General features: G+C 59.5%; 21 protein-coding genes. 9 read left to right on the plus strand and 12 right to left on the minus strand.

Annotated elements, in window-relative coordinates:
- Nucleotides 1-13 precede the first annotated feature (13 nt).
- From rsmG to rpmH, 7 genes are all read right to left on the minus strand, one after another.
- The gene (gene rsmG / locus HU715_RS20475) at nt 14-649 is read right to left on the minus strand and encodes a 16S rRNA (guanine(527)-N(7))-methyltransferase RsmG (RefSeq protein WP_186706512.1); all 636 of its coding nucleotides are present in this window, start codon (nt 647-649) and stop codon (nt 14-16) included.
- 5 nt (nt 650-654) lie between these two features.
- Nucleotides 655-2,553, minus strand: coding sequence for a tRNA uridine-5-carboxymethylaminomethyl(34) synthesis enzyme MnmG (gene mnmG, locus HU715_RS20480; RefSeq protein WP_186706461.1), 1,899 nt, complete (start codon nt 2,551-2,553; stop codon nt 655-657).
- A gap of 692 nt (nt 2,554-3,245) precedes the next feature.
- The gene (gene mnmE, locus HU715_RS20485) at nt 3,246-4,616 is read right to left on the minus strand and encodes a tRNA uridine-5-carboxymethylaminomethyl(34) synthesis GTPase MnmE (RefSeq protein ID WP_186706460.1); all 1,371 of its coding nucleotides are present in this window, start codon (nt 4,614-4,616) and stop codon (nt 3,246-3,248) included.
- Nucleotides 4,617-4,695: 79 nt separating this feature from the next.
- On the minus strand, nt 4,696-6,378 hold the full coding sequence (gene yidC, locus HU715_RS20490; RefSeq protein WP_186706459.1) for a membrane protein insertase YidC: 1,683 nt from the start codon (nt 6,376-6,378) through the stop codon (nt 4,696-4,698).
- Nucleotides 6,379-6,380: 2 nt separating this feature from the next.
- Nucleotides 6,381-6,626: a membrane protein insertion efficiency factor YidD gene (gene yidD, locus HU715_RS20495; RefSeq protein WP_010465488.1), complete on the minus strand. Its 246-nt coding sequence runs from the start codon at nt 6,624-6,626 to the stop codon at nt 6,381-6,383.
- Entirely contained in the window at nt 6,619-7,020 is a 402-nt protein-coding gene (gene rnpA, locus HU715_RS20500; RefSeq protein ID WP_003207107.1) for a ribonuclease P protein component, read from the minus strand. The genes yidD and rnpA overlap by 8 nt, the downstream gene beginning before the upstream one ends.
- A 16-nt stretch (nt 7,021-7,036) precedes the next feature.
- Nucleotides 7,037-7,171 (minus strand): 50S ribosomal protein L34, encoded by a 135-nt coding sequence (rpmH, locus tag HU715_RS20505; RefSeq protein ID WP_003213577.1) that lies wholly within the window; start codon nt 7,169-7,171, stop codon nt 7,037-7,039.
- Between the two features lie 568 nt (nt 7,172-7,739).
- Between rpmH and dnaA the strand changes: the two genes are divergently transcribed.
- From dnaA to gabP, 5 genes are all read left to right on the plus strand, one after another.
- Nucleotides 7,740-9,266, plus strand: coding sequence for a chromosomal replication initiator protein DnaA (dnaA, locus tag HU715_RS20510; protein ID WP_186706458.1), 1,527 nt, complete (start codon nt 7,740-7,742; stop codon nt 9,264-9,266).
- Between the two features lie 38 nt (nt 9,267-9,304).
- Complete coding sequence (gene dnaN, locus HU715_RS20515) at nt 9,305-10,408, plus strand: DNA polymerase III subunit beta (RefSeq protein ID WP_003196145.1); 1,104 nt, start codon at nt 9,305-9,307, stop codon at nt 10,406-10,408.
- Nucleotides 10,409-10,422: 14 nt separating this feature from the next.
- The gene (gene recF, locus HU715_RS20520) at nt 10,423-11,526 is read left to right on the plus strand and encodes a DNA replication/repair protein RecF (RefSeq protein WP_092167953.1); all 1,104 of its coding nucleotides are present in this window, start codon (nt 10,423-10,425) and stop codon (nt 11,524-11,526) included.
- A gap of 5 nt (nt 11,527-11,531) precedes the next feature.
- Complete coding sequence (gene gyrB / locus HU715_RS20525; RefSeq protein WP_186706457.1) at nt 11,532-13,949, plus strand: DNA topoisomerase (ATP-hydrolyzing) subunit B; 2,418 nt, start codon at nt 11,532-11,534, stop codon at nt 13,947-13,949.
- 303 nt (nt 13,950-14,252) lie between these two features.
- On the plus strand, nt 14,253-15,647 hold the full coding sequence (gene gabP / locus HU715_RS20530) for a GABA permease (protein ID WP_186706456.1): 1,395 nt from the start codon (nt 14,253-14,255) through the stop codon (nt 15,645-15,647).
- Nucleotides 15,648-15,767: 120 nt separating this feature from the next.
- On the opposite strand, the gene HU715_RS20535 is transcribed toward gabP, so the two are convergent.
- Complete coding sequence (locus HU715_RS20535; RefSeq protein ID WP_186706455.1) at nt 15,768-16,502, minus strand: response regulator transcription factor; 735 nt, start codon at nt 16,500-16,502, stop codon at nt 15,768-15,770.
- 218 nt (nt 16,503-16,720) lie between these two features.
- On the opposite strand from HU715_RS20535, the gene HU715_RS20540 reads away from it, so the two are divergent.
- Nucleotides 16,721-18,238 (plus strand): sensor histidine kinase, encoded by a 1,518-nt coding sequence (locus HU715_RS20540; protein WP_186706454.1) that lies wholly within the window; start codon nt 16,721-16,723, stop codon nt 18,236-18,238.
- 201 nt (nt 18,239-18,439) lie between these two features.
- On the opposite strand, the gene HU715_RS20545 is transcribed toward HU715_RS20540, so the two are convergent.
- The 4 genes from HU715_RS20545 to glyQ form a co-directional block, all read right to left on the minus strand.
- Nucleotides 18,440-19,219 (minus strand): lysophospholipid acyltransferase family protein, encoded by a 780-nt coding sequence (locus HU715_RS20545; protein ID WP_186706453.1) that lies wholly within the window; start codon nt 19,217-19,219, stop codon nt 18,440-18,442.
- Between the two features lie 80 nt (nt 19,220-19,299).
- Complete coding sequence (gene gmhB / locus HU715_RS20550) at nt 19,300-19,833, minus strand: D-glycero-beta-D-manno-heptose 1,7-bisphosphate 7-phosphatase (RefSeq protein ID WP_186706452.1); 534 nt, start codon at nt 19,831-19,833, stop codon at nt 19,300-19,302.
- Between the two features lie 3 nt (nt 19,834-19,836).
- On the minus strand, nt 19,837-21,891 hold the full coding sequence (gene glyS, locus HU715_RS20555) for a glycine--tRNA ligase subunit beta (protein WP_186706451.1): 2,055 nt from the start codon (nt 21,889-21,891) through the stop codon (nt 19,837-19,839).
- Nucleotides 21,888-22,841 (minus strand): glycine--tRNA ligase subunit alpha, encoded by a 954-nt coding sequence (glyQ, locus tag HU715_RS20560; RefSeq protein ID WP_003177094.1) that lies wholly within the window; start codon nt 22,839-22,841, stop codon nt 21,888-21,890. Before glyQ ends, glyS begins: the two co-directional genes overlap by 4 nt.
- 81 nt (nt 22,842-22,922) lie before the next feature.
- Between glyQ and HU715_RS20565 the strand changes: the two genes are divergently transcribed.
- From HU715_RS20565 to HU715_RS20575, 3 genes are all read left to right on the plus strand, one after another.
- A complete protein-coding gene (locus HU715_RS20565) occupies nt 22,923-23,480 on the plus strand; it encodes a DNA-3-methyladenine glycosylase I (protein WP_186706450.1) in 558 nt (185 codons plus the stop codon).
- A gap of 43 nt (nt 23,481-23,523) precedes the next feature.
- Nucleotides 23,524-24,411, plus strand: a complete 888-nt coding sequence (locus HU715_RS20570; protein WP_186706449.1) for a lysophospholipid acyltransferase — start codon at nt 23,524-23,526, stop codon at nt 24,409-24,411.
- 520 nt (nt 24,412-24,931) lie between these two features.
- A complete protein-coding gene (locus HU715_RS20575) occupies nt 24,932-25,657 on the plus strand; it encodes a hypothetical protein (protein ID WP_186706448.1) in 726 nt (241 codons plus the stop codon).
- Nucleotides 25,658-25,743: the final 86 nt, after the last annotated feature.

Raw genomic sequence — 25,743 nt, forward strand, 5'->3', positions numbered from 1 at the left:
CTTGTGTTCCCAATCATGCCGTGCGGCGCAGTATCAGCAGATGGCGTTGGCCTTGGCAACCGGGTACGGCCAAGGCGTGTTCGCTATCGAGGTGGAAGTCTGCCGGCAATGCTACCAGCTCATCGGCCGGATGAACGCCCTTCATTGCCAGCCAGCGCGTATTGGTATCGCCCAGGTGGCGAGTCCAGTTGCTGAAGTTCTCCATGCTGCTGAACGCCCGGGAGATGATCCCGTTGAACGGCTCGGCAGGCTGGAACGCTTCGACGCGGCTGTGGATAACTTGCAGGTTATCCAGTTTGAGTTCGAGTTTGACCTGGGTCAGGAAGCGGGTTTTCTTGCCGTTACTGTCCAGACAGGTCACTTGCGAGTCGGGAAACAGGATTGCCAGCGGGATCCCCGGCATGCCGCCGCCACTGCCGACATCCAGCCAGCGACCGTTTTCGATGAAGGCCATGACACTGAGACTGTCGAGCAGATGCCGCGAGACCATTTCATCCGGATCGCGTACGGCGGTCAGGTTGTAGGCCTTGTTCCACTTGATCAACAGCGCCAGATAGCCCAGCAATTGCGCGTGCTGGGCTTCGGTCAGGCTGACACCGAGCTGACGGGCACCTGTGGATAACTCTTCAGCGTGTTGCGAGGTGACCATCGAACTCAAGCGCTTTGCTCCAACTGGCGGCCCGCGCCGCGTTTTTTCAAATGAATCATCAACAGCGAAATCGCCGCCGGCGTGACGCCGGGAATGCGCGAAGCCTGGCCCAGGGTCTCTGGACGGGTCGCACCGAGCTTGCCCTGGATTTCTTTCGACAACCCGGAAATGCCGGTGTAATCGATATCCACAGGCAGCCTGGTGTCTTCACTGGCGCGCAGACGGGCAATTTCGTCCTGCTGGCGGTCGATGTAACCGGCGTATTTGGTCTTGATCTCGACCTGCTCGGCAACCTGTGGATCTTCCGCGCCCTGGCCGGTCACTTCCACCAGCCCGGCGTAATCGATTTCCGGGCGGCTCAAGAGATTGAGCAAATTGTATTCGTGGGTCAGCGGCGTGCCGAATTTCGCCGCGATGGCATCGCCTTGCTCGGTACCGGGACGCACCCAGGTACTTTTCAGGCGCTGCTCTTCCAGCTCGATACTTTCGCGTTTCTGGCAGAACGCGGCCCAGCGCGCGTCATCCACCAATCCCAGTTCACGACCTTTCTCGGTCAGGCGCAGGTCGGCGTTGTCTTCCCGCAGGATCAGGCGATATTCCGCGCGGGAGGTGAACATCCGATACGGTTCCTGGGTACCCAAGGTGATCAGGTCGTCTACCAGCACACCGATGTACGCCTCATCGCGGCGCGGGCACCAGGCTTCTTTGCCCTTGGCGAGCAGTGCGGCGTTGGCGCCGGCGAGCAAACCCTGGGCACCCGCTTCTTCGTAACCGGTGGTGCCGTTGATCTGCCCGGCAAAGAACAAACCGCCGATAACCTTGGTTTCCAGGCTGTACTTCAAATCGCGCGGATCGAAGTAGTCGTACTCGATCGCATAACCTGGACGCACGATGTGCGCGTTTTCCATGCCACGGATCGATTGCACGATCTGCAACTGCACGTCGAACGGCAGGCTTGTGGATATCCCGTTCGGATACAGCTCATGGGTGGTCAAACCTTCCGGTTCGATGAACACCTGATGGCTTTCCTTGTCGGCAAAGCGATGGATCTTGTCTTCGATCGACGGGCAATAGCGCGGGCCGACACCTTCGATTTCACCGGCGGCGGAGTACATCGGCGATCGATCGAGGTTCGCCGCGATGATTTCGTGGGTGCGGGCGTTGGTATGGGTGATCCAGCAACTGACTTGCCGCGGATGCTGTTCCTTGTTGCCCATGAACGACATCACCGGGATTGGAGTATCCCCAGGTTGCTCGGTCATCACCGAGAAATCCACGGACTTGCCATCGATGCGAGGTGGCGTACCGGTTTTCAGACGCCCGACACGCAATGGCAACTCACGCAGACGGTGAGCCAGAGCAATCGACGGCGGATCCCCGGCACGCCCGCCGGAAAAATTCTGCAAACCAATGTGGATAAGTCCGCCGAGGAAGGTCCCGGTGGTCAACACCACGCAATCGGCGAAGAAACGCAGGCCCATCTGTGTGACGACACCACGTACCCGGTCCTGCTCGACGATCAGGTCATCGGCCGCTTGTTGAAATATCCACAGGTTCGGCTGGTTTTCCAGGATTTCGCGGACAGCGGCCTTGTAGAGGACTCGGTCGGCCTGGGCGCGAGTAGCGCGCACGGCCGGGCCTTTGCGGCTGTTCAATACGCGAAATTGGATACCACCCTTATCGGTGGCCATGGCCATCGCGCCCCCAAGGGCATCGATCTCCTTGACCAGGTGGCTTTTGCCGATCCCGCCAATGGCAGGGTTGCAGCTCATGGCGCCGAGGGTTTCCACGTTATGCGTCAGCAACAGGGTTTTTGCCCCCATGCGTGCTGATGCAAGTGCTGCCTCGGTACCGGCATGACCGCCGCCGATGACGATCACTTCAAAACGGGAAGGGAAATCCACCACGCACCTCGTGCCTGCTTTATTCAGGTAATTCGGAAATAGGTTTTGAGTCTGGCCCTGGGCGTTTTTCGAACCAGGTCGGCAAGTATAGGGACTTCGCCCTTTCTAAAGAACCCTTTGCACAAAATTTAACCAGCTGTGGAGAACTCGCGGTTAAAAAAAATAAAAAAGAAAGAATTTTATAAAATCTTTGTTTTTATGTTTATTCTTACTGAGCCCCCTATCTGTGGATAACGTTACGCAGGCCTTTATTTTCAATGTGTACAGAGATTCAAAACCCTGTGGTCATGTGCCATTGAGGGGCTTGGATAACCGGTGTAAGCCTGTGGATGAATGGGACGGTTATCCACAGAGGCAGTTATCTTCAGTTTCGAAGGCGGTTTATCAACCGACCTCAATGGCAGTTATTCACAGGGCTTAATCCACAGAAAACCGTCGACAAGGGGTCGTCCAAGCGCCCGCAGGCACGCCGCCATTAAGGGCAATCGGTTCAAAAAAGAGAGGAGGTAGCGGGTTTGTGTTGCGCTCGATAGGCCTGTGGCGAGGGAGCTTGCTCCCGCTGGGTCGCGAAGCGGCCCCAAAACCTGCCGAATGCGCAGTACCTGACACACCGCACCCGCCGGTTTACGACTGCTTCGCAGCCGAACGGGAGCAAGCTCCCCCGCCACGGGTTCGTCGTCAGTCCGGTGGGATTATTTACCGATGCAGAAGCTGGAAAAGATTCGTCCCAGCAGGTCATCGGAGCTGAAGGCACCGGTAATTTCCCCCAGGGACTGTTGCGCCTGGCGCAAATCTTCAGCCAACAACTCCCCAGCCCCTGCCAAGGTCAGCTGCGCGCGACCGTGTTCGAGGGCCGCGCTGGCATGGCGCAATGCTTCAAGGTGCCGCCGGCGAGCGCTGAAGCTGCTCTCCGAGGTCTGCTCATAACCCATGCAGGCCTTGAGATGCTCGCGCAGCAGCTCCAGGCCTTCACCCGCCGACTTCGCGCTCAGGCTGATGGTCACGTGCCCGTCATCACTGACGTCGAGGGTAATCGCTTCCCCGGTCAAATCGGCCTTGTTGCGAATCAGGGTAACTTTCGCCGGATCCGGGCGCACCTCGAGGAATTCCGGCCACAAGGCAAAGGGATCGTCAGCTTCCGGTGCGGTGGCATCCACCACCAGCAATACCCGGTCGGCTTCACCGATGGCCTTGAGTGCCCGTTCAACGCCGATTTTTTCCACCTGGTCCTCGGTGTCGCGCAAACCGGCGGTATCCACCACGTGCAGCGGCATGCCGTCGATGTGGATATGTTCACGGAGGATGTCCCGGGTGGTGCCGGCGATCTCGGTGACAATTGCCGCCTCGCGACCGGCCAGGGCATTCAACAGGCTGGATTTGCCGGCATTCGGTCGTCCAGCGATCACCACGGTCATGCCATCGCGCAACAAGGCACCCTGCCCGGCTTCGCGCAGTACTGTGGATAACTCATCGCGCACCTTATCGAGCATGCTCAGCACGTGGCCATCGGCGAGGAAGTCGATTTCCTCCTCCGGAAAGTCGATGGCGGCTTCGACGTAGATCCGCAGGCCGATCAATTGTTCGGTGAGGTTATGCACACGCTGGGAAAACGCTCCCTGTAAAGAACGCAAGGCGTTGCGGGCGGCCTGTGCGGAACTGGCTTCGATCAAATCGGCAATCGCCTCGGCCTGGGCCAGGTCGAGCTTGTCGTTGAGGAATGCCCGTTCGCTGAATTCCCCCGGCCGGGCCAGGCGGCAGCCCAGTTCAAGGCAACGCTTGAGCAGCATGTCCAGCACGATAGGGCCGCCATGCCCTTGCAGTTCCAACACGTCTTCGCCCGTGAACGAATTAGGCCCCGGGAAATACAAGGCCAGACCTTCGTCGAGCACCTGTTGGTCATCACTGAAAAACGGGCCGTAATGGGCGAATCGCGGCTTGAGTTCACGGCCGCTGATGGCCTTGGCCGCGACACTGGCCAACGGCCCGGAAATACGGACGATGCCGACACCACCGCGACCTTGGGCGGTGGCAACAGCGGCGATGGTTTCACGCGGTGCGCTCATAAACCGGTATCCAGACAAAAGTGGCAGATAGCAAAACGCCCCACTAGGGGGCGTTTTGTGTGGTTATCCACAGAGCAAGTTACGCCTCGGCTTTTTTCGTCGCCGCTTCGATCTTACGTGTGATGTACCACTGCTGAGTGATGGACAACACGTTGTTCACAACCCAGTACAGCACAAGACCCGCCGGGAACCACAGGAAGAAGAAGGTGAAGATGATTGGCATCATTTTCATGACCTTCGCTTGCATCGGATCCGGAGGCGTTGGGTTCAGTTGCTGCTGGATGAACATGGTCGCGCCCATGATGATCGGCAGGATGAAGAACGGATCCTTGATCGACAGGTCGGTAATCCACAGCATGAACGGCGCCTGGCGCATCTCCACGCTTTCCAGCAGTACCCAGTAAAGCGCCAGGAACACAGGCATCTGCACAAGAATCGGCAAGCAACCACCCAGCGGGTTGATCTTCTCTTTCTTGTACAGCTCCATCATGGCCTGGGACATTTTCTGCCGGTCATCGCCATGTTGTTCTTTCAGGGCGGCCAGTTTCGGGGCCACTGCACGCATGCGCGCCATCGACTTGTAGCTGGCGGCCGACAACGGGAAGAAGATCCCCTTGATCAGCATGGTCAGGAAAATGATCGACCAACCCCAGTTGCCGACAAGGCTGTGGATATGTTGCAGCAGCCAGAAGATAGGCTGGGCAATGAACCACAGGAAGCCATAGTCAACGGTCAGTTCCAGGCCTGGGGACAACTCTTTCAGCACGGCCTGGCTTTTTGGACCGGCGTACAGGACGGCACTGGTTTCGGCTTTTGCACCGGGCGCGGCAGTCAATGTCGGGCCGGTGTAACCGATGATGAAGTTGCCTTTGCTGTCTTTACGCGTCTGGACGACGTTGCTGTCGCCTTTCTGCGGGATCCAGGCTGTTACAAAGTAGTGCTGCAGCCAGGCAACCCAGCCACCTTGGACGGTTTCCTTCAGCTGGGCCTTGTCCATGTCCTTCATGGACACTTTTTTGTACGGTTCCGAACTTGTCCACAGGGCAGCGCCCAGGTAAGTCGCGGTGCCGGTGGCGGTGCTGGAAGAAGGATCGTCGCTGGCGTCACGCTTGAGTTGCGCGAACATCGCACCGGACCAAGGCTGGGCGCTCTGGTTGTCGATCAGGTAAGAGACGGTTACGTCGTACATGCCACGTTTCACAGTGAAACGCTTGATGTAATTGACGCCATCCTTGCTGAACTTCAGGTCCACGACCAGTTGGTCCTGACCATCAGCCAGTTGATAAGTCTTCTTCTCGGCAGAGTAAATCGGGCGACCGGCCGGGTTCGAATCCGGACCGTTGGTACCGATCAGGCCACTTTGGGCCAGATAGGTGCGCTCGTTACCGTTGTCGAACAGCTGGAACGGGATTTCCGGATGATCCTGGCGACGTGGGTACAGCGGCAGCTTCAGCTGGGCGACGTCACCACCTTGTGGATCGATTGCCAGCTCGAGCACGTCCGTCTTGATCTGGATGAGATCTTTGCTTACGGCCACTGGGGCTTCGGCAGGAGCGCTGGTATCGCTTGCCGCGCGTGGGATGTCGTCATTGCTGGCAGCGTTGTTGCCAACTGGAGCATCCGGCAGGCTCGGTGCGGTATTGCTGGCTGCAACATTCTGAGTCGGCAGGGCAGCCTGGCCATAGTCCTGGTTCCATTTAAGGACCATGACGTAGGACACGATTGCCAGGGCGACGATCAGGATCGTGCGTTTGATATCCATGATTACTCGGCCATCGAAGAAGAACGGGAGGTAGGGATAGGCGGAACCGGGTCATAACCGCCGGGATTCCACGGATGACAGCGACCTAAACGACGAAAGGTCAGCCAGCCACCGCGCAGGAGGCCATGATTTTCTATGGCTTCGTACGCGTAGCAGGAACAACTGGGGTAGAAACGACAGTGACTGGCCATCAAAGGACTAATGGCATAGCGATAAAACTGGATCGGAACGAGTGCCAGTTTACGCATCGGGACTGTCTACCCCTACAGTTTCGGTGTTGACTGCTGGTACTGGCTTGTTGCGTGCCAGACGCTTCCAGAGCTTGCCGAAATGCTGAATCAATTCGGGGTTTTCTACGTCACCCAAACCTTTGCGCGCGACGATAACGATGTCCCATCCGACCAGTGAATCCTGGTTCAGGCGAAACGATTCGCGCATCAGACGTTTGAGGCGATTGCGCTGAACGGAGAGCTTGACGCTCTTTTTCCCGATGACCAGCCCTAGTCGGGGGTGATCGAGATCGTTACTGCGCGCAAGGAGCAGGAGATTTTTCCCCGGAACCTTGCCGGTAGGGGAGTCAAAGACTGCCTTGAAATGCCGGGGGGTAAGCAGACGCTTTTCCCGACTGAAGTCCTGACTCACCTCCAGTGCCGGATTATCAAACTGCCAGACGCGCACGACCTTTGGCGCGACGACGCGACAGGACGGCACGACCGTTCTTGGTAGCCATGCGAGCACGGAAACCGTGGGTACGAGCGCGTTTGATAGTGCTTGGTTGGAAAGTACGTTTCATTGTCGTGTTACCTGGTTCGTCCACAACGGGCCGGAATGGCCCCCGTTTTAAGAGACCGGGGATTCTAGAGAAAGCAAGCCTCTAGGTCAATTTCCAACCAGCGTTTCCTTTAAATAGATATCCAGGCGTTTTTCGCGGATCCATCACCGAGCGCTAGATATAGATATAAAGAAGGGAATTATTTAAAGCTTTTCTGTAAAGCTTATAAAAGCTAGGCCGCCACTTGTCTGTGGATAACCATGTCAAGGCCTTGTAATCCGCCATGTACAGAGAATGACAACTACACGGGAAAGCAGTGGCCAGCCTGTGCTGCGCTGTCGGATAAGCTGTGGGTGGAATGGCTGGTTATCCACAGGGTGGTTATCCACCGAGTTTCGCCCCCGGTTGTGCAACGACCTCAGGCACGGTTATCCACAGAGCTTATCCACCGACCGCTGGTCGTCTTTCTCTCGGTAAACGCACTGATAAATCATGGCCGATGAGCAAGCTGCGTGTGGATAAGTGCACGTCTGCTCGCTACAATGGCCGCTTGTTTTTGCCTCACCGGCTTTCAACTTAGGGGATATCCGTGTCAGTGGAACTTTGGCAGCAGTGCGTGGAGCTTTTGCGCGATGAGCTGCCTGCCCAACAATTCAACACTTGGATCCGTCCACTACAGGTCGAAGCCGAAGGCGACGAGTTGCGTGTCTATGCACCGAACCGTTTCGTTCTCGACTGGGTCAACGAAAAGTACCTGGGCCGGGTCATGGAACTGCTCGACGAGCATGGCAATGGCATGGCGCCTGCGCTGTCCTTATTAATAGGCAGCAAACGCAGCTCGGCACCCCGCGCCGCGCCCAATGCGCCGCTGGCTGCCGCCGCGTCACAGGCCCAGCAGGCTGCGCCGGCATCGGTCAACAACCATGCAGCCCCGGCGCCCGCGCCTGCTTCGAGCAAGCGCAATACACAAAAGGTTGCCGAAGTCAGCGAGGAGCCTTCCCGGGACAGCTTCGACCCTATGGCCGGCGCCAGCTCCCAGCAGGCACCGGTGCGGGCCGAACAGCGCACCGTCCAGGTCGAAGGCGCGCTCAAGCACACCAGCTACCTGAACCGGACCTTTACCTTCGAGAACTTCGTCGAAGGTAAATCCAACCAACTGGCCCGCGCGGCGGCCTGGCAGGTGGCGGACAACCCCAAGCACGGCTATAACCCGCTCTTCCTGTATGGCGGCGTAGGCTTGGGTAAGACCCACTTGATGCATGCCGTGGGCAACCACTTATTAAAGAAGAACCCGAATGCCAAGGTCGTGTACCTGCATTCCGAGCGTTTCGTGGCCGACATGGTCAAGGCGCTGCAACTGAACGCCATCAACGAATTCAAGCGTTTCTACCGTTCGGTGGATGCCTTGCTGATCGACGACATTCAGTTCTTCGCCCGCAAGGAACGTTCCCAGGAAGAGTTTTTCCACACCTTCAACGCATTGCTTGAAGGCGGGCAGCAGGTCATTCTCACCAGTGACCGCTACCCGAAAGAGATCGAGGGCCTCGAGGAACGCCTCAAGTCGCGTTTCGGCTGGGGCCTGACGGTGGCCGTCGAGCCGCCGGAACTGGAAACCCGGGTGGCGATCCTGATGAAGAAAGCCGACCAGGCCAAGGTCGAGCTGCCTCACGACGCCGCCTTCTTCATTGCCCAGCGTATTCGCTCGAACGTGCGTGAACTCGAAGGTGCCCTCAAGCGGGTGATCGCTCACTCGCACTTCATGGGTCGCGATATCACCATCGAGCTGATTCGCGAATCCTTGAAGGACTTGTTGGCGCTCCAGGACAAATTGGTTTCTGTGGATAACATTCAGCGAACGGTTGCCGAATACTACAAAATCAAGATCTCCGACCTGCTGTCCAAACGCCGTTCGCGTTCGGTGGCACGTCCACGCCAGGTGGCCATGGCCCTGTCCAAGGAACTGACCAACCACAGCCTGCCGGAAATCGGCGATGTGTTTGGCGGACGCGACCACACCACCGTGTTGCACGCCTGCCGCAAGATCAACGAACTTAAGGAATCCGACGCGGACATCCGCGAGGACTACAAGAACCTGCTGCGTACACTGACCACTTGATGACCACCAGCGCAGCTTTTAAGGCAAGGGACTAGACCATGCATTTCACCATTCAACGCGAAGCCCTGTTGAAACCCCTGCAACTGGTCGCAGGCGTCGTCGAACGCCGCCAGACCTTGCCGGTACTTTCCAACGTGCTGCTGGTTGTCGAAGGCCAGCAATTATCGCTGACCGGTACCGACCTGGAAGTCGAGCTGGTCGGTCGCGTGCAACTTGAGGAACCGGCTGATCCGGGTTCCATCACCGTGCCGGCGCGCAAGCTGATGGACATCTGCAAGAGCCTGCCCAACGACGCGCTGATCGACATCAAGGTCGATGAGCAGAAGCTCGTGGTCAAGGCCGGTCGCAGCCGCTTTACCTTGTCCACACTGCCAGCCAACGATTTCCCGACCGTTGAAGAAGGCCCGGGTTCTCTGACTTGCAGCCTGGACCAGAGCAAACTGCGTCGCTTGATCGAACGCACCAGTTTCGCCATGGCCCAGCAGGACGTGCGTTATTACCTCAACGGCATGCTGCTGGAAGTGTCGGCCGGCGTTATCCGCGCTGTTGCCACCGACGGGCACCGCCTGGCCATGTGCTCGATGCAGGCCGATATCGGCCAGCCGGATCGCCATCAGGTGATCGTGCCGCGTAAAGGTATCCTGGAGCTGGCCCGCCTGCTGACCGAGCCGGACGGCAATGTCAGCATCGTGCTGGGCCAGCACCACATCCGCGCCACCACGGGCGAGTTCACCTTCACGTCGAAACTGGTGGACGGCAAGTTCCCGGACTACGAACGTGTGCTGCCAAAAGGCGGCGACAAGCTGGTGCTGGGCGATCGCCAAGCGCTGCGCGAAGCCTTCAGCCGTACCGCGATCTTGTCCAACGAGAAGTACCGTGGCATTCGTCTGCAACTGGCCAATGGTCAGCTGAAGATCCAGGCGAACAACCCGGAGCAGGAAGAAGCGGAAGAAGAAGTAGGCGTTGAGTACAACGGCGGCTCCCTGGAAATCGGCTTCAACGTCAGCTATCTGCTCGACGTGCTGGGCGTGATGACTACCGAGCAAGTGCGTCTGATCCTGTCCGACTCCAACAGCAGTGCGCTGGTGCAAGAGTCCGACAACGACGACTCGGCTTACGTTGTCATGCCGATGCGTCTGTAATCAGAATCAGCTAGATGTCCTTAAGTCGCGTCTCGGTCACCGCGGTGCGCAATCTGCACCCGGTGACCTTCTCCCCTTCCCCCCGCATCAATATCCTTTACGGCGCCAACGGCAGCGGCAAAACCAGCGTCCTGGAAGCCGTGCACTTGCTCGGGCTTGCCCGTTCGTTTCGCAGCACCCGCCTGTTACCTGTCATCCAGTACGATCAGTTGGCGTGCACGGTGTTTGGCCAGGTGGAGCTGGCGGAAGGCGGCCACAGCGCCCTGGGGATATCGCGAGATCGGCAAGGCGAGTTTCAGATCCGCATCGATGGGCAGAACGCTCGCAGTGCGGCACAGCTGGCCGAGATCCTGCCGTTGCAGCTGATCAACCCGGACAGCTTCCGTCTGCTGGAAGGCGCACCGAAGATTCGCCGGCAGTTCCTCGATTGGGGCGTGTTCCACGTGGAACCGCGTTTCATGTCGACGTGGCAACGCTTGCAGAAGGCGCTGCGCCAGCGAAACTCTTGGCTGCGGCATGGTACACTTGACGCCGTTTCGCAAGCGGTTTGGGACAGGGAACTGTGTCAGGCCAGCGCTGAAATCGATGAATACCGCCGCGCTTACATCAAAGCCTTGAAACCGGTCTTCGAGCAGACCTTGAGCGAACTGGTTGAGCTTGAGGGTCTGACACTCAGCTATTACCGAGGCTGGGACAAGGACCGGGAACTGAGCACCGTGCTGGCTGGCTCGCTGCAGCGAGACCAGCAGATGGGCCATACCCAGGCTGGACCACAACGCGCTGACTTGCGCCTCAGATTGGGCGCACATAACGCCGCGGACATCTTGTCCCGGGGGCAGCAGAAGTTGGTGGTGTGTGCCTTGCGTATCGCCCAGGGGCATCTGGTTAGCCAGGCCCGTCGCGGTCAGTGTATTTATCTGGTGGATGACTTGCCGTCCGAGCTGGACGAAGCCCACCGTCGCGCCCTGTGCCGCTTGCTGGAAGACTTACGCTGCCAGGTGTTCATCACCTGTGTAGACCACGAATTATTGAGGGAAGGCTGGCAGACGGAAACGCCAGTCGCCCTGTTCCACGTGGAACAGGGCCGTATCACCCAGACCCACGACCATCGGGAGTGAAGGCATTGAGCGAAGAAAATACGTACGACTCAACGAGCATTAAAGTGCTGAAAGGCCTGGATGCCGTACGCAAACGTCCCGGTATGTACATTGGTGACACCGACGATGGCAGCGGTCTGCACCACATGGTGTTCGAGGTGGTCGACAACTCCATCGACGAAGCCCTCGCCGGCCACTGCGACGACATCAGCATCATCATCCACCCGGATGAGTCCATCACCGTTCGCGACAACGGCCGTGGCATCCCGGTAGACGTGCACAAAGAGGAAGGCGTTTCCGCCGCCGAGGTCATCATGACCGTCCTCCACGCCGGCGGTAAGTTCGACGACAACTCCTACAAGGTCTCCGGCGGTCTGCACGGCGTAGGTGTTTCGGTAGTGAACGCACTGTCCGAACAGCTTGTTCTTACGGTTCGCCGTAGCGGCAAGATCTGGGAACAGACCTATGTCCACGGCGTGCCCCAGGCACCGATGGCGATCGTTGGTGACAGCGAGTCCACCGGCACCCAGATCCATTTCAAGGCCTCGAGCGAAACCTTCAAGAACATCCACTTCAGCTGGGACATCCTGGCCAAGCGGATTCGTGAACTGTCCTTCCTAAACTCTGGTGTCGGCATCGTCCTCAAGGACGAGCGCAGCGGCAAGGAAGAACTGTTCAAGTACGAAGGTGGCCTGCGTGCGTTCGTTGAATACCTGAACACCAACAAGACCGCGGTCAACCAGGTGTTCCACTTCAACGTCCAGCGTGAAGACGGCATCGGCGTGGAAATCGCCCTGCAGTGGAACGACAGCTTCAACGAGAATCTGTTGTGCTTCACCAACAACATTCCCCAGCGTGACGGCGGTACTCACCTGGTGGGCTTCCGTTCGGCGCTGACCCGTAACCTGAACAACTACATCGAACAGGAAGGCCTGGCGAAGAAGCATAAAGTCGCCACCACCGGTGACGATGCCCGTGAAGGCCTGACCGCGATCATTTCGGTGAAGGTGCCCGATCCGAAGTTCAGTTCCCAGACCAAGGACAAGTTGGTGTCTTCCGAAGTGAAGACCGCAGTTGAGCAGGAGATGGGCAAGTACTTCTCCGACTTCCTGCTGGAGAACCCGAACGAAGCCAAGCTGGTGGTTGGCAAGATGATCGACGCCGCCCGTGCCCGTGAAGCGGCGCGCAAGGCCCGTGAGATGACCCGCCGTAAAGGCGCGCTGGACATCGCCGGCCTGCCGGGCAAACTGGCTGACTGCCAGGAAAAGGACCCTGCCCTGTCCGAGCTGTACCTCGTGGAAGGTGACTCTGCTGGCGGTTCCGCCAAGCAGGGCCGCAACCGCCGCACCCAGGCCATCCTGCCGCTCAAAGGCAAGATCCTCAACGTGGAGAAGGCGCGCTTCGACAAGATGATTTCCTCCCAGGAAGTCGGCACCTTGATCACCGCGCTGGGCTGTGGCATCGGCCGCGAAGAGTACAACATCGACAAGCTGCGCTATCACAACATCATCATCATGACCGATGCTGACGTCGACGGTTCGCACATCCGTACCCTGCTGCTGACGTTCTTCTTCCGTCAGTTGCCAGAGCTGATCGAGCGCGGCTACATCTACATCGCCCAGCCGCCGCTGTACAAGGTCAAGAAAGGCAAGCAAGAGCAATACATCAAAGACGACGACGCCATGGAAGAGTACATGACGCAGTCGGCCCTGGAAGACGCGAGCCTGCACCTGAACGAAGATGCCCCAGGCATTTCCGGCGAAGCCCTTGAGCGCCTGGTCAACGACTTCCGCCTGGTGATGAAGACCCTCAAGCGCCTGTCGCGCCTGTACCCACAGGAGCTGACCGAGCACTTCATCTACCTGCCAGCCGTGAGCCTGGAGCAACTGTCCGATCATGCAGCGATGCAGGATTGGCTGGCCCAGTACGAAGTACGCCTGCGCACGGTTGAGAAATCCGGCCTGGTCTACAAAGCCAGCCTGCGTGAAGACCGTGAGCGTAACGTCTGGCTGCCGGAGGTCGAACTGATCTCCCACGGCCTGTCGAACTACGTCACCTTCAACCGCGACTTCTTCGGCAGCAACGACTACAAGACCGTTGTATCCCTCGGCGCGCAACTGAGCACGCTGCTGGACGAAGGTGCCTACATCCAACGTGGCGAACGCAAGAAAGCCGTGACCGAGTTCAAGGAAGCCCTTGAATGGCTGATGGCCGAAAGCACCAAGCGCCACACCATCCAGCGATACAAAGGCCTGGGTGAGATGAACCCGGATCAGCTGTGGGAAACCACCATGGACCCGGGCTCGCGCCGGATGCTGAAAGTGACCATCGAAGACGCCATTGGCGCGGACCAGATCTTCAACACCCTGATGGGTGATGCGGTCGAGCCTCGTCGTGACTTCATCGAGAGCAACGCGCTGGCGGTATCCAACCTGGATTTCTGATTCTTCTGCAGCGCCCCGCTCCAACAAAAAGCCAACGCACATGCGTTGGCTTTTTTTTACGCTTGAAAATATCCGCTTCCTCTCGGACCCATCGGCACAAACGGGGTAGCTGGGTAACATCCTGGCATAAAGCCTTCATTCTCAATGGGTTAGGAATCTGTGAAAGGCCCCGGCTACCGGGGACCTCAGGTTTTCTGGCGTAAAACTTGCGTGTTTAATAACTTACACATCGTTTTTTTAAATTTACAGAAAACGATGGAATCGAGGTGGTACGAATAAATCCAAATGCCAAGGGTTGTCTCAATGAGTGGTACGCAAACTTCCGATAATCTGACGCAAGGGCTCAAGCCCCGTCATGTGACGATGCTCTCCATCGCCGGTGTGATTGGCGCCGGCCTGTTCGTCGGCTCCGGCCACGCGATCGCCGCGGCCGGTCCCGCCGTGCTGCTGGCCTACGCTGCCGCGGGTGCCTTGGTGGTGCTGGTGATGCGGATGCTCGGCGAAATGGCAGTGGCTTCGCCGGACACCGGCTCCTTCTCGACGTATGCGGACCGAGCGATTGGGCACTGGGCCGGTTTCACCATCGGCTGGCTCTACTGGTGGTTCTGGGTCCTGGTGATTCCGCTGGAGGCCAACGCTGCCGCAACGATTCTTCATGCGTGGTTCCCGGACATTGCAATCTGGGCCTTCACGCTGGTCATTACCCTGCTGTTGACGGTCACCAACCTGTTCAGCGTGAAGAATTACGGCGAGTTCGAATTCTGGTTCGCCCTGGTCAAGGTGCTGGCGATCATTGGCTTCATCGGGCTGGGTGTGATGGCGATCTTTGGTTTTCTGCCCTCCAGCCAGGTCAGCGGCGTTTCGCATCTGTTCGACACCCAGGGCTTCCTGCCCAACGGTATGGGCGCGGTGCTGGGGGCGATCCTGACCACCATGTTTTCGTTCATGGGCACCGAGATCGTGACCATCGCCGCGGCCGAATCGAAGAACCCAGGCCAGCAGATTTCCAAGGCGACCAACTCGGTGATCTGGCGGATTGGCTTGTTCTACCTCGTCTCCATCTTCATCGTCGTGGCCCTGGTGCCGTGGAACGACCCACTCCTGGCCAGCGTCGGCTCCTACCAGACGGTGCTGGAACGCATGGGCATTCCCAATGCCAAGCTGATCGTCGATATCGTGGTGTTGGTGGCGGTCACCAGTTGCTTGAACTCGGCGCTGTACACGGCCTCCCGGATGATGTTCTCGTTAGGCAAGCGCGGTGATGCGCCGGCCGTTTCCCAGCGCACTAACAAGAGCGGTACGCCTTATTGGGCGGTGATGCTGTCGACCGGTGCGGCCTTCCTCGCGGTGTTTGCCAACTACGTGGCACCGGCGGCGGTCTTTGAATTCCTGCTGGCCAGTTCGGGTGCCATTGCGTTGTTGGTGTACCTGGTCATCGCGGTTTCGCAGCTGCGTATGCGTAAGCAACGTATAGCCCGTGGTGAAAAAATCGCCTTCAGCATGTGGCTGTTCCCCGGCCTGACCTACGCGGTGATTATCTTCATCGTCGGGGCCTTGACCATCATGCTGTTCCAGGAAGCCCACCGTGTGGAGATCCTGGCGACGGGGCTGCTCAGCGGGCTGGTGGTCGTGTCCGGATTGCTGATACAGCGCCGCCGGATCGCAAAGGCTGGGAGCCTGGTGCGGACGGTCAGTTGATATCCATTGTGGCGAGGGAGCTTGCTCCCGCTTGAGGACGGAGCACTCACAGAAAAGGGGCTGCTGCGCAGCCCAGCGGGAGCAAGCTCCCTCGCCACAGAGGTATCCAACTGATCTTTTTTAACTCGCGACAGACGCCTCACTCCCCGCCGCGACACTCTCCAACCGATACCCATACCCATAAATCGTCAGCAACTGCCAACCCCGATCCGCCGTCAGCCCGAGCTTGTTGCGCAGACGGTAGATGTGGGTGTCGAGCGGGCGGGACGAGGTCATTTCCTCATGGGTCCAGAAGCGCTCGTAGAAGTATTCCCGGGACAGCGGCCGGCCCAGGTTGGCGAACAGGCACCGGGCCAGGCGGTATTCCCGTTCGGTCAGGCTGATGGGAATGCCGGCGCGGGTGATGGTCAGTTCGGCGTCGTCGAACGCCAGGTCGTTGAACACCAGCACGTCGCTGGCGGGCGCGCGTTGCAGGTTATGACGGCGCAGCACAGCGGTGACCCGGGCCTTGAGCTCGTTGGGCCTGAAGGGTTTGCTCACGTAGTCGTCGGCACCGGCATTGAGGGCCTGGACGATGTCGTGTTCGCCGTCGCGGCTGGTCAGCATGATGGCGGCCGGTGGCGAATCCATGTGTTCGCGGGTCCAGCGCAGTAGCGAGAGCCCGCTGAGGTCGGGCAGTTGCCAGTCGAGGATCAACAAGTCGAAGGTTTCCCGGCGCAATTGCCGCAACAGGTCTTCGCCTCGCTCAAAGCTGTGCAGCGTCCAGGCTGGCTCGTTCCTGCCGGGGATTTGTTGCAAGGTCTGTTCTACCCGGCGCAGCTCGGCCGGTTCATCGTCCAGTATGGCGACACGCATGGAATGCGATTCCTTGATCTCGAAAATAACGGACATCTTCAGGTGGCAATAAAAGGCAGCCAGGGGCTGATCCATTGACCTGTCGCTGGCTGCGACAATACCGGCTCGCCGCACGGAGGGAAAGGCAGCAGCGCGCCACCCATCGAGTTCGTTATAGTCGTGGGCTTGATACAGACCTGTGAAGAGATCCCCAGTTCTTGAGTTCGGCCAGGAGGCCTATGAGTAACCAGCGTCGCCGTGAGAGTCGTGAGCCCACCCAGGTCCAGCGGTTGTTCCGCCAGTTGGTGCGGGAGTGGTTGTGGATAAGTCTGCTGCTGTTGCCGTTGACGGCCTTGCTGTCATTGAGCAGCCAATCAACGGGCGACCATTCAGGTGCTGCGTTGTTGTCGGTGTGCCTGGTGGGGGGCGTGTTGGGTTTGTTGCTGTTGCGCCCGCGCCTGGCCCTGTGGACAACCGTGGGCGGCATGAGCCTGGCCCTGCTGATCAGTGCCGTATTGGGCGCGCAGGGTTGGTGGTGGTCGCCCATGGCCAGTGTGCTGGGCATCATGTTCGGCTACTTGATTTGGAATTGGCGACGCCTGAGTGTGGTGCTGGCCTATTTCGGCTGGGAGCTGGCGCGTCTGGACGCGGAGCCCAAGGTCTTCCCGGAACGTCGTCGTACTTCGTACACCGGCAGCGATCGTTTGCAGGGGCAGATCATGGCCCTGGAACAAGCCATGAGCCGAACCCGCGACACCCGGCGCTTCATCGCCGACGGCCTGGAATACCTGCCCGTGGCGACCATGATCAGCGATCCTCAAGGCAAGTTGCTGCTCGGTAATCGCAAGGCCCGTGAGCTGTTCGGCCATGGCCTGGCGGGCGGCGATGTGCTCGAGCATCTCGCGCAATTGGGTTATCCCGGGTTGGAGCATGGGGCGCATCACCGGTTATCCACATTGCCCTTGGTGGAGTTTCGCGATATTCGCGAGCGCAGCTTGCGCTTGGAACGGGCCGCGCTGTTCCCGGTTGATGGCGATGCGCCGATTGGCTGGTTGCTGAGCCTCACGGATCTGAGCGCCGAACGTGAGGCGGAAGAACAGCGTAGCGTCATGCTGCGTTTCCTCTCCCATGATTTACGCGCGCCTCACTCGGCAATCCTTGCGCTGCTCGATGTGCAGCGGCACCAGGCGGGCGGCGATCATCCGTTGTTCGACCAGATCGAGCGCCAGGTACGTCGCGCGCTGGACCTGACCGAGGGCTTCGTGCAATTGGCCAAGGCGGAATCCGAGGCGTATCAGTTCCAACCCACGCTGTTCGCGATGCTGGTGCTGGATGTGCTCGACCAAGCGCTACCCATCGCCCAGGCAAAGCGCATCCAGTTGGTTCATGAACTGGAAGATGAAGAGGCGATGGTGAGGGCGGATCAATCGTTGCTGACCCGTGCGCTGTTCAATCTGCTGGAAAATGCCATCAAGTACAGCCCGCCCGACGCCTGCATTTCCCTGCAGGTGCATTGCGCGTCGGGCTGGTTGATCTGCAATGTCGCCGACCAGGGCAAAGGCATCAGCGCCGAAGAACTGCCGGACCTGTTCAGCCAGTACCGACGATTTTCGTCGGCCCAGGGGGTGGATGGCATTGGCCTGGGATTATCGATGGTCAAGGCCGTGGTGGACCATCACGAGGGGAAAATCGAGTGCCACAGCGTAGTGGGCAAGGGCACGACGTTCAGCCTGCGCTTCCCGTTGCTGGAGGATTAAGGATCGCAGCCTCCGGCAGCGACTACAGGACCTATCCAATCCTCGTAGGCGCTGCCGAAGGCTGCGATCTTTTGAGTGCTATAAAAACTTATGCACCTGAACACGGCTTTTATGTGTTTATGAAATATGTATTAAAAACAAACACATACAGCATAAAAACAACGAATTCCGAAAAAACGGTACACAGGTTATCCACAGATCTCAAACAGCGGCTTGTTCCGTGGGGACTTCCGCCACAGGGCCGGGAGGAAGCGAGCCCATGTCCCGTTGTGCCTGTTCATTCCAGGCTTGTACGCGGTCATTGAGCTCGGCGATGGCGCGGGGGCCAGTGCCTTCGGCATACATCGGCGCGCCGATCACCACGGTGATGACCCCCGGCGTCCTGATCCAGCCAGCCTTTGGCCAGAATTTGCCGGCATTGTGTGCAATCGGCAGCACCGGCAGTTCAGCGTTTACCGCCAATGCGGAACCGCTGCGGGAGAACTTTCCAACCGTCCCGTAAGGAACACGGGTGCCCTCGGGAAAGATCAGCACCCAGGTGTTGTCCCTCAGCAGCTCGTCACCCTTCTTCGCCACTTGCTTGAGCGCCAGTTTGGGGTTGTCGCGATCGATGGCAATCGGGCGCAGCATCGCCATGGCCCAGCCGAAGAACGGTACGAACAGCAGTTCACGCTTGAGAACCTGACTCAACGGCTCGAAATAGGCCGAGAGAAAGAACGTCTCCCAGGTGCTCTGGTGATTGGACTGAATCACGCAGGGCCGGTCCGGCACGTTCTCGGCGCCCTTCACTTCATAGCGAATGCCCAGGAACACCTTGCTCAGCCACAGTGCGCAGCGGCACCAGTACACGTTAATGAAACGGTAGCGCGCCCGGAACGACAAAAAAGGCGCGATAAAAAAACTCAAGGAACACCACAACAAGGAACTGGTGCCCAGCAGCAGGTAAAAGAGGAAGCTTCTGATGGCCTGCAATATCGACATAGCGGCGTTTACCGTTGCGGGCACTGCCCGCCTGTTTAAGCGCTTCCCGAACAGTCCTTGATCAGGATGTCTTGGGAGCTCTAATTGTGGATAAGTTCAGCGGCAATCGCCGCCAGGTCGTCAAAAATCAAGGTGCCCACCGGCAGGGTCTTGCCCAGAGTCTTCTCGCCTTTCCCGGTCTTTACCAAAACTGGCTGACAATCGACGGCCTTGGCCGCCTCCAGGTCACCGAGACTGTCACCGACGAACCACACACCTGCCAAAGCCACATCGTAATGCGCGGCAATGGTTTTCAACATGCCCGGCTTGGGCTTGCGGCAATCGCAGCCGTCGTCCGGCCCGTGCGGGCAATAGACGATCAAGCCGACTTCCCCGCCCTGCTCCGCCACGAGGACGCGCAAGCGCTCGTGCATGGCATCGAGGACGGCGAGGTCATAGTAACCGCGGGCAATGCCCGACTGGTTGGTGGCCACCGCCACCGTCCAGCCGGCCTTGCTCAACTGCGCAATGGCTTCGATCGAACCGGGCAGCGGCAGCCACTCCTCCACCGATTTGATGTAAGCGTCGGAGTCGTGATTGATCACCCCGTCCCGATCGAGAATCAGCAGTTTCAAGCGTTACCCCAGCAGCGAAATATCGGCGACGCCGAGGAACAGCCCACGCAGACGCGCCAGCAGCGCGTAACGGTTGGCCCGTACTTTGGGGTCTTCGGCATTGACCATCACCGCCTCGAAAAACGCATCCACCGGCTCGCGCAGTGCCGCCAGGCGTGCCAGGGTTTCGCTGTACTGACGCGCCGCCGCCATTGGCTGTACCGCCTGGTCCGCCTGTTGGATCGCCGAATACAGGGAGAACTCGTTGGCATTGTCGAAGTACTTGGCTTCGACAGTGGCCGCGATGTTGCCTTCGGCCTTGCCCAGCAGGTTCGACACGCGCTTGTTCACCGCCGCCAACGCTGCCGCTTCCGGCAATTTGCGGAATGCCTGCACCGCTTGTACGCGCTGGTCGAAGTCCAGGGCGGAGCCCGGCTTCAGGGCACGCACCGACAGGTAGGTCGCAACGTCGACGCCTTCATCTTCATAACGCGCACGCAGACGGTCGAAGATGAACTCCAGCACCGCATCGGCCAGGCCGGCGGCCTTGACCTTGCTGCCGAACGCATTGACGGCGAACGCCACGGCGTCGTTCAGGTCCAGGTCCAATTGCTTGTCGATCAGGATCCGCAACACGCCCAGCGCCGCGCGACGCAAGGCATACGGGTCTTTGCTGCCGGTGGGCAGCATGCCGATGCCGAAGATGCCCACCAGGGTGTCGAGCTTGTCGGCGATCGCCACGGCCGCACCGGTCAGGGTGGTCGGCAGCTCAGCGCCGGCACCGCGGGGCATGTACTGCTCGTTCAGTGCCAGGGCCACATCTTGCGGCTCGCCATCGTTGAGGGCGTAGTAGTAACCGGCGACGCCTTGCATCTCCGGGAACTCACCGACCATTTCGGTGGACAGGTCGCACTTGGACAGGATGCCGGCACGAGCGGCGCGCTGGGCATCGCCGCCGATGCGTGGGGCGATGAACGCGGCCAGCTTGGACACGCGCTCGGCCTTGTCGTAGACGCTGCCGAGTTTCTCCTGGAACACCACGTTGCGCAGGCGCTCGTTGAAGCTTTCCAGGGGTTGTTTCTTGTCTTGCTTGAAGAAGAACTCGGCATCGGTCAGGCGCGGGCGAACGACTTTTTCGTTACCGGCGATGATCTGCTGCGGGTCCTTGCTTTCGATGTTGGCGACCGTGATGAAGCGCGGCAGCAACTTGCCTTCGGCGTCCAGCAGGCAGAAGTATTTCTGGTTGTCCTGCATGGTGGTGATCAGTGCTTCCTGCGGCACTTCAAGGAAACGTTCCTCGAACGAGCACACCAACGGTACTGGCCATTCCACCAACGCGGTCACCTCGTCCAGCAAGTTGGCCGGCACGATGGCGGTGCCTTCCTGCAGGGTGGCCAGCTCTTCGGTGCGCTTGCTGATCAGCTCGCGGCGCTCGTTGGCGTCGGCCAGCACGTAGGCGGCACGCAGGTCGGCCAGGTAGTTGGCCGGCGAGGTGATGCGCACGCTTTGCGGGTGATGGAAGCGGTGACCGCGGGAATCGCGACCGGCTTTCTGGGCCAGGATCGTGCAATCGATGACCTGGTCACCGAACAGCATGACCAGCCACTGAGTTGGACGTACGAACTCTTCCTTGCGCGCAGCCCAGCGCATGCGCTTGGGGATCGGCAAGTCATTGAGCGAGTCTTCGACGATGGTCGGCAACAGGCTGGCGGTCGGCTTGCCCTTGATGCTCTGGCTGTAGCGCAGCTTCGGACCGCTCTGGTCGATTTCGCTCAGGTCCACGCCGCACTTCTTGGCGAAGCCCAGGGCGGCCTGGGTCGGGTTGCCGTCGGCATCGAACGCAGCCTGGCGTGGCGGGCCATCGAGGTTGATGCTGCGGTCCGGCTGTTGGGTCGCCAGAGCGGTGATCAGCACGGCCAGGCGGCGCGGCGCGGCGTACACCTGTTTGGCTTCGTAGCTCAGGCCGGCAGCTTGCAGGCCCTTGTCGATACCGGCCAGGAACGCATCGGCCAGGGTGTTCAGGGCTTTGGGTGGCAGTTCTTCGGTGCCCAGTTCAACCAGAAAATCTTGAGCACTCATTGTGCAGCCTCCAGCTTAGCCAACACTTCATCACGCAGGTCCGGGGTCGCCATCGGGAAGCCCAGCTTGGCACGGGCCAGCAGGTAGGCTTGCGCAACGGAACGCGCCAGGGTGCGTACACGCAGGATGTATTGCTGGCGCGCGGTCACGGAAATCGCCCGGCGTGCGTCCAGCAGGTTGAAGGTATGGGATGCCTTCAACACCATTTCATAGCTCGGCAACGGCAGCGGCTGGTCCAGCTCGATCAGGCGCTTGGCTTCGCTTTCATAGAAATCGAACAGCTCGAACAGCTTCTCGACGTTGGCGTGTTCGAAGTTGTAGGTGGACTGCTCCACTTCGTTCTGGTGGAACACGTCGCCGTAGGTCACTTTGCCGAACGGGCCGTCGGCCCACACCAGGTCGTAGACCGAATCCACGCCCTGCAGGTACATGGCCAGGCGTTCCAGGCCATAGGTGATCTCGCCGGTGACCGGGTAGCACTCGATGCCGCCCGCTTGCTGGAAGTAAGTGAACTGAGTCACTTCCATGCCGTTGAGCCAGACTTCCCAGCCCAGGCCCCAGGCGCCCAGGGTTGGCGATTCCCAGTTGTCTTCGACGAAACGAATGTCGTGCACCAGCGGGTCGAGGCCGACGTGCTTGAGGGAGCCCAGGTACAGTTCCTGGAAGTTTTCCGGGTTCGGCTTCAGCACCACCTGGAACTGGTAGTAGTGCTGCAGGCGGTTCGGGTTTTCGCCGTAGCGGCCGTCAGTCGGGCGGCGGCTGGGCTGCACATAAGCGGCGTTCCAGGTTTCCGGGCCGATGGCACGCAGAAACGTGGCAGTGTGGAAAGTGCCGGCGCCTACTTCCATATCGTAGGGCTGAAGTACCACGCAACCTTGCTCGGCCCAGTATTGCTGGAGGGCGAGGATCAAGTCTTGGAAGGTACGCACGGCTGGCGTAGGCTGGCTCACGAAATTCACCTGTTTCTTGGGCTGCGATTTAAAGAGCGGGAGTATACCCGATTCGTTCGTGCGCACGCCCCCTGGAGCCTTATGCCACGCTGCTTTTGGTGTTCTGACGATCCGTTGTACATGGCTTATCACGATCAGGAGTGGGGCACGCCGCTGCGCGATGCGCAGGGTTTGTTCGAGTTGCTTTTGCTCGAAGGGTTCCAGGCCGGGTTGTCCTGGATCACCGTTTTGCGCAAACGCGAGCGCTACCGGGAAGTGTTGTACGGCTTCGATGTGCAGCGGGTGGCGCAAATGAGCGATGCGGAAATCGATGAACTGATGCTCGACCCCGGTATCATCCGCAACCGTCTCAAGCTCAAGGCCGCCCGCCGCAATGCGCAGGCCTGGCTGGCGCTGGAAGACCCGGTGGCGTTCCTCTGGTCGTTCGTGGGCGACCAACCCATCATCAATCATTTCAAGGACCGCACCGAAGTGCCGGCCATCACGCCCGAGGCAGTGGCGATGAGCAAAGGCCTGAAGAAAGCCGGATTCACTTTCGTCGGCCCGACCATTTGTTATGCGTTGATGCAGGCCTCGGGCATGGTCATGGACCACACCCAGGACTGCGACCGCTACGCCGAGTTGGTAAACGGCGGTTAGAATAGCCGGCTCGCAACACGGCCCATACATTCAGGAGTGACCTGTGGATAAGTTGAAAGGCGCCTTGCTGGTCGGCGCTCTGCGGTTGTTTGCGCTGCTGCCTTGGGGGGCGGTGCAGGCAGTGGGTTCGGCGATTGGCTGGCTCATGTGGAAATTTCCCAACCGTTCCCGCGACGTGGTGCGGATCAACCTCGCCAAGTGCTTTCCCGAGATGGACCCGGCCGAGCGCGAACGCCTGGTGGGCCAGAGCCTCAAGGACATCGGCAAATCCCTGACCGAAAGCGCCTGCGCCTGGATCTGGCCGGCCCAGCGTTCCATCGAACTGGTGCGCGAAGTCGAAGGCCTGGAAGTGCTGAAAGAAGCCCTGGCTTCCGGCAAAGGCGTGGTTGGCATTACCAGCCACCTGGGCAATTGGGAAGTGCTCAACCACTTCTATTGCAGCCAGTGCAAACCGATCATTTTCTACCGTCCGCCCAAGCTCAAGGCGGTGGATGAACTGCTGCAAAAACAACGCGTACAGTTGGGCAACAAAGTCGCGGCGTCGACCAAGGAAGGCATCCTCAGCGTCATCAAGGAAGTGCGCAAAGGCGGCCAGGTGGGCATTCCCGCCGACCCGGAACCGTCCGAATCCGCCGGCATCTTCGTGCCCTTCTTCGCCACCCAGGCCCTGACCAGCAAGTTCGTGCCGAACATGCTGGCTGGCGGTAAAGCAGTCGGCGTGTTCCTTCATGCCCTGCGCCTGCCGGACGGCTCGGGCTACAAAGTCATCCTCGAAGCCGCCCCGGACGCGATGTACAGCACCGACACCGAAACCTCGTGCGCCGCCATGAGCCAAGTGGTGGAGCGCTATGTACGGGCCTACCCAAGCCAGTACATGTGGAGCATGAAACGCTTCAAGAAACGCCCGCCGGGCGAGGCGCGGTGGTACTGAAGGCCTGTTGCTTCATATGAGCGAGGCGGCTTGGGATTTGTGGTGGATGCAGAAACTGTGAACACCCAAGACCCCGGTGGGAACCGAGCTTGCTCGCGATAGCGGTGGGTCTGCCTGCATCGATGTTGAATGTGCCACCGCCATCGCGAGCAAGCTCAGCTCCCACAGTTTTTCCAAGTCATTCACAGGCATCGCATCCATCCCAAATCCCTGTGGGAGCGAGCCTGCTCGCGATAGCGGTGGGTCTGCTTGCATCGATGTTGAATGCGCCGCCGCCATCGCGAGCAAGCTTAGCTTCCACAGTTTTTCCAAGTCATTCACAGGCATCGCATCCATCCCAAATCCCTGTGGGAGCGAGCCTGCTCGCGATAGCGCCCCGTCAGCCGCCGCATAACCACGGACGCCACTCTCCTGTGGCGAGGGAGCTTGCTCCCGCCGGGCTGCGCAGCAGCCCTCGCTCCTAAAGCTCGGTCCCCCGCTGTCGATAACCCGATGTATCCGCCAATCATGGACCGATGAAATGGAATTCTCAGTTAGCTCTGCCGCTATCGCTCCCGCCAACACCAACCTCACCCGCTCCGACCAGAAGCTGGTAACCAATCCTCCCGCAGACGCCGTAAAGCAGCTGGCAAACGCCGGCCCTGCAGCGATCTACCACCCCAGTGACGACGCCCAGATCATGGTGGAATCGCCAGTGGTCATCGAAAACTGGGTCGGTCGCTCCCAATCGCCAGACTTCCCTCGATTCGCCGCACTTGCCGAGAGCGCGAAAAACACCCTGAAGACCTCTTTCGAGACCTTCCAGTCAACGCTGTCGGCAACCCATCCGGACCTGGCCGGCAAGAAGTACGGCTTCACCGTCGAGGCCGATGGCCGACTCAAGGTGCTCAACACGGCCGGCCAACTCAGCAGCGCAGACACCCAGCGGCTGACCGATCTGCTCAATGATTCCAGCGACCTGAAAACCGCGGCCATTGCGTTCCGCGACGCCTCTATCGACATGGTCGACGCCGACTCGCCCTGGTCCGGCAGCTACTTGGGCCGCTACAACCTGACCAAGGAAAACTTCGCCAACACCATCGACTTGGCGCCGATGCTCAAACCCAGAGGCTCGGTGTCTCCCCAGGAGTTTTCGGACGGGTTGTTTTTCAACCAACTGGCCTACAAAGGCGAACGGGCGACGCGAGAGACCGAAGCCGCGATGCTTGCACGGCGTGCTGCACAGCGATTCAGCGCGCAGGCCTGAAAGGTTGGTCTACCGAATCTTGTGGCGAGGGAGCTTGCTCCCGTTGGGCTGCGCAGCAGCCCCACCCCATGAGCAAACACCCCACC

Origin of the sequence: Pseudomonas zanjanensis, from assembly GCF_014268745.2 — a bacterium.
GTDB lineage: Bacteria > Pseudomonadota > Gammaproteobacteria > Pseudomonadales > Pseudomonadaceae > Aquipseudomonas > Aquipseudomonas zanjanensis.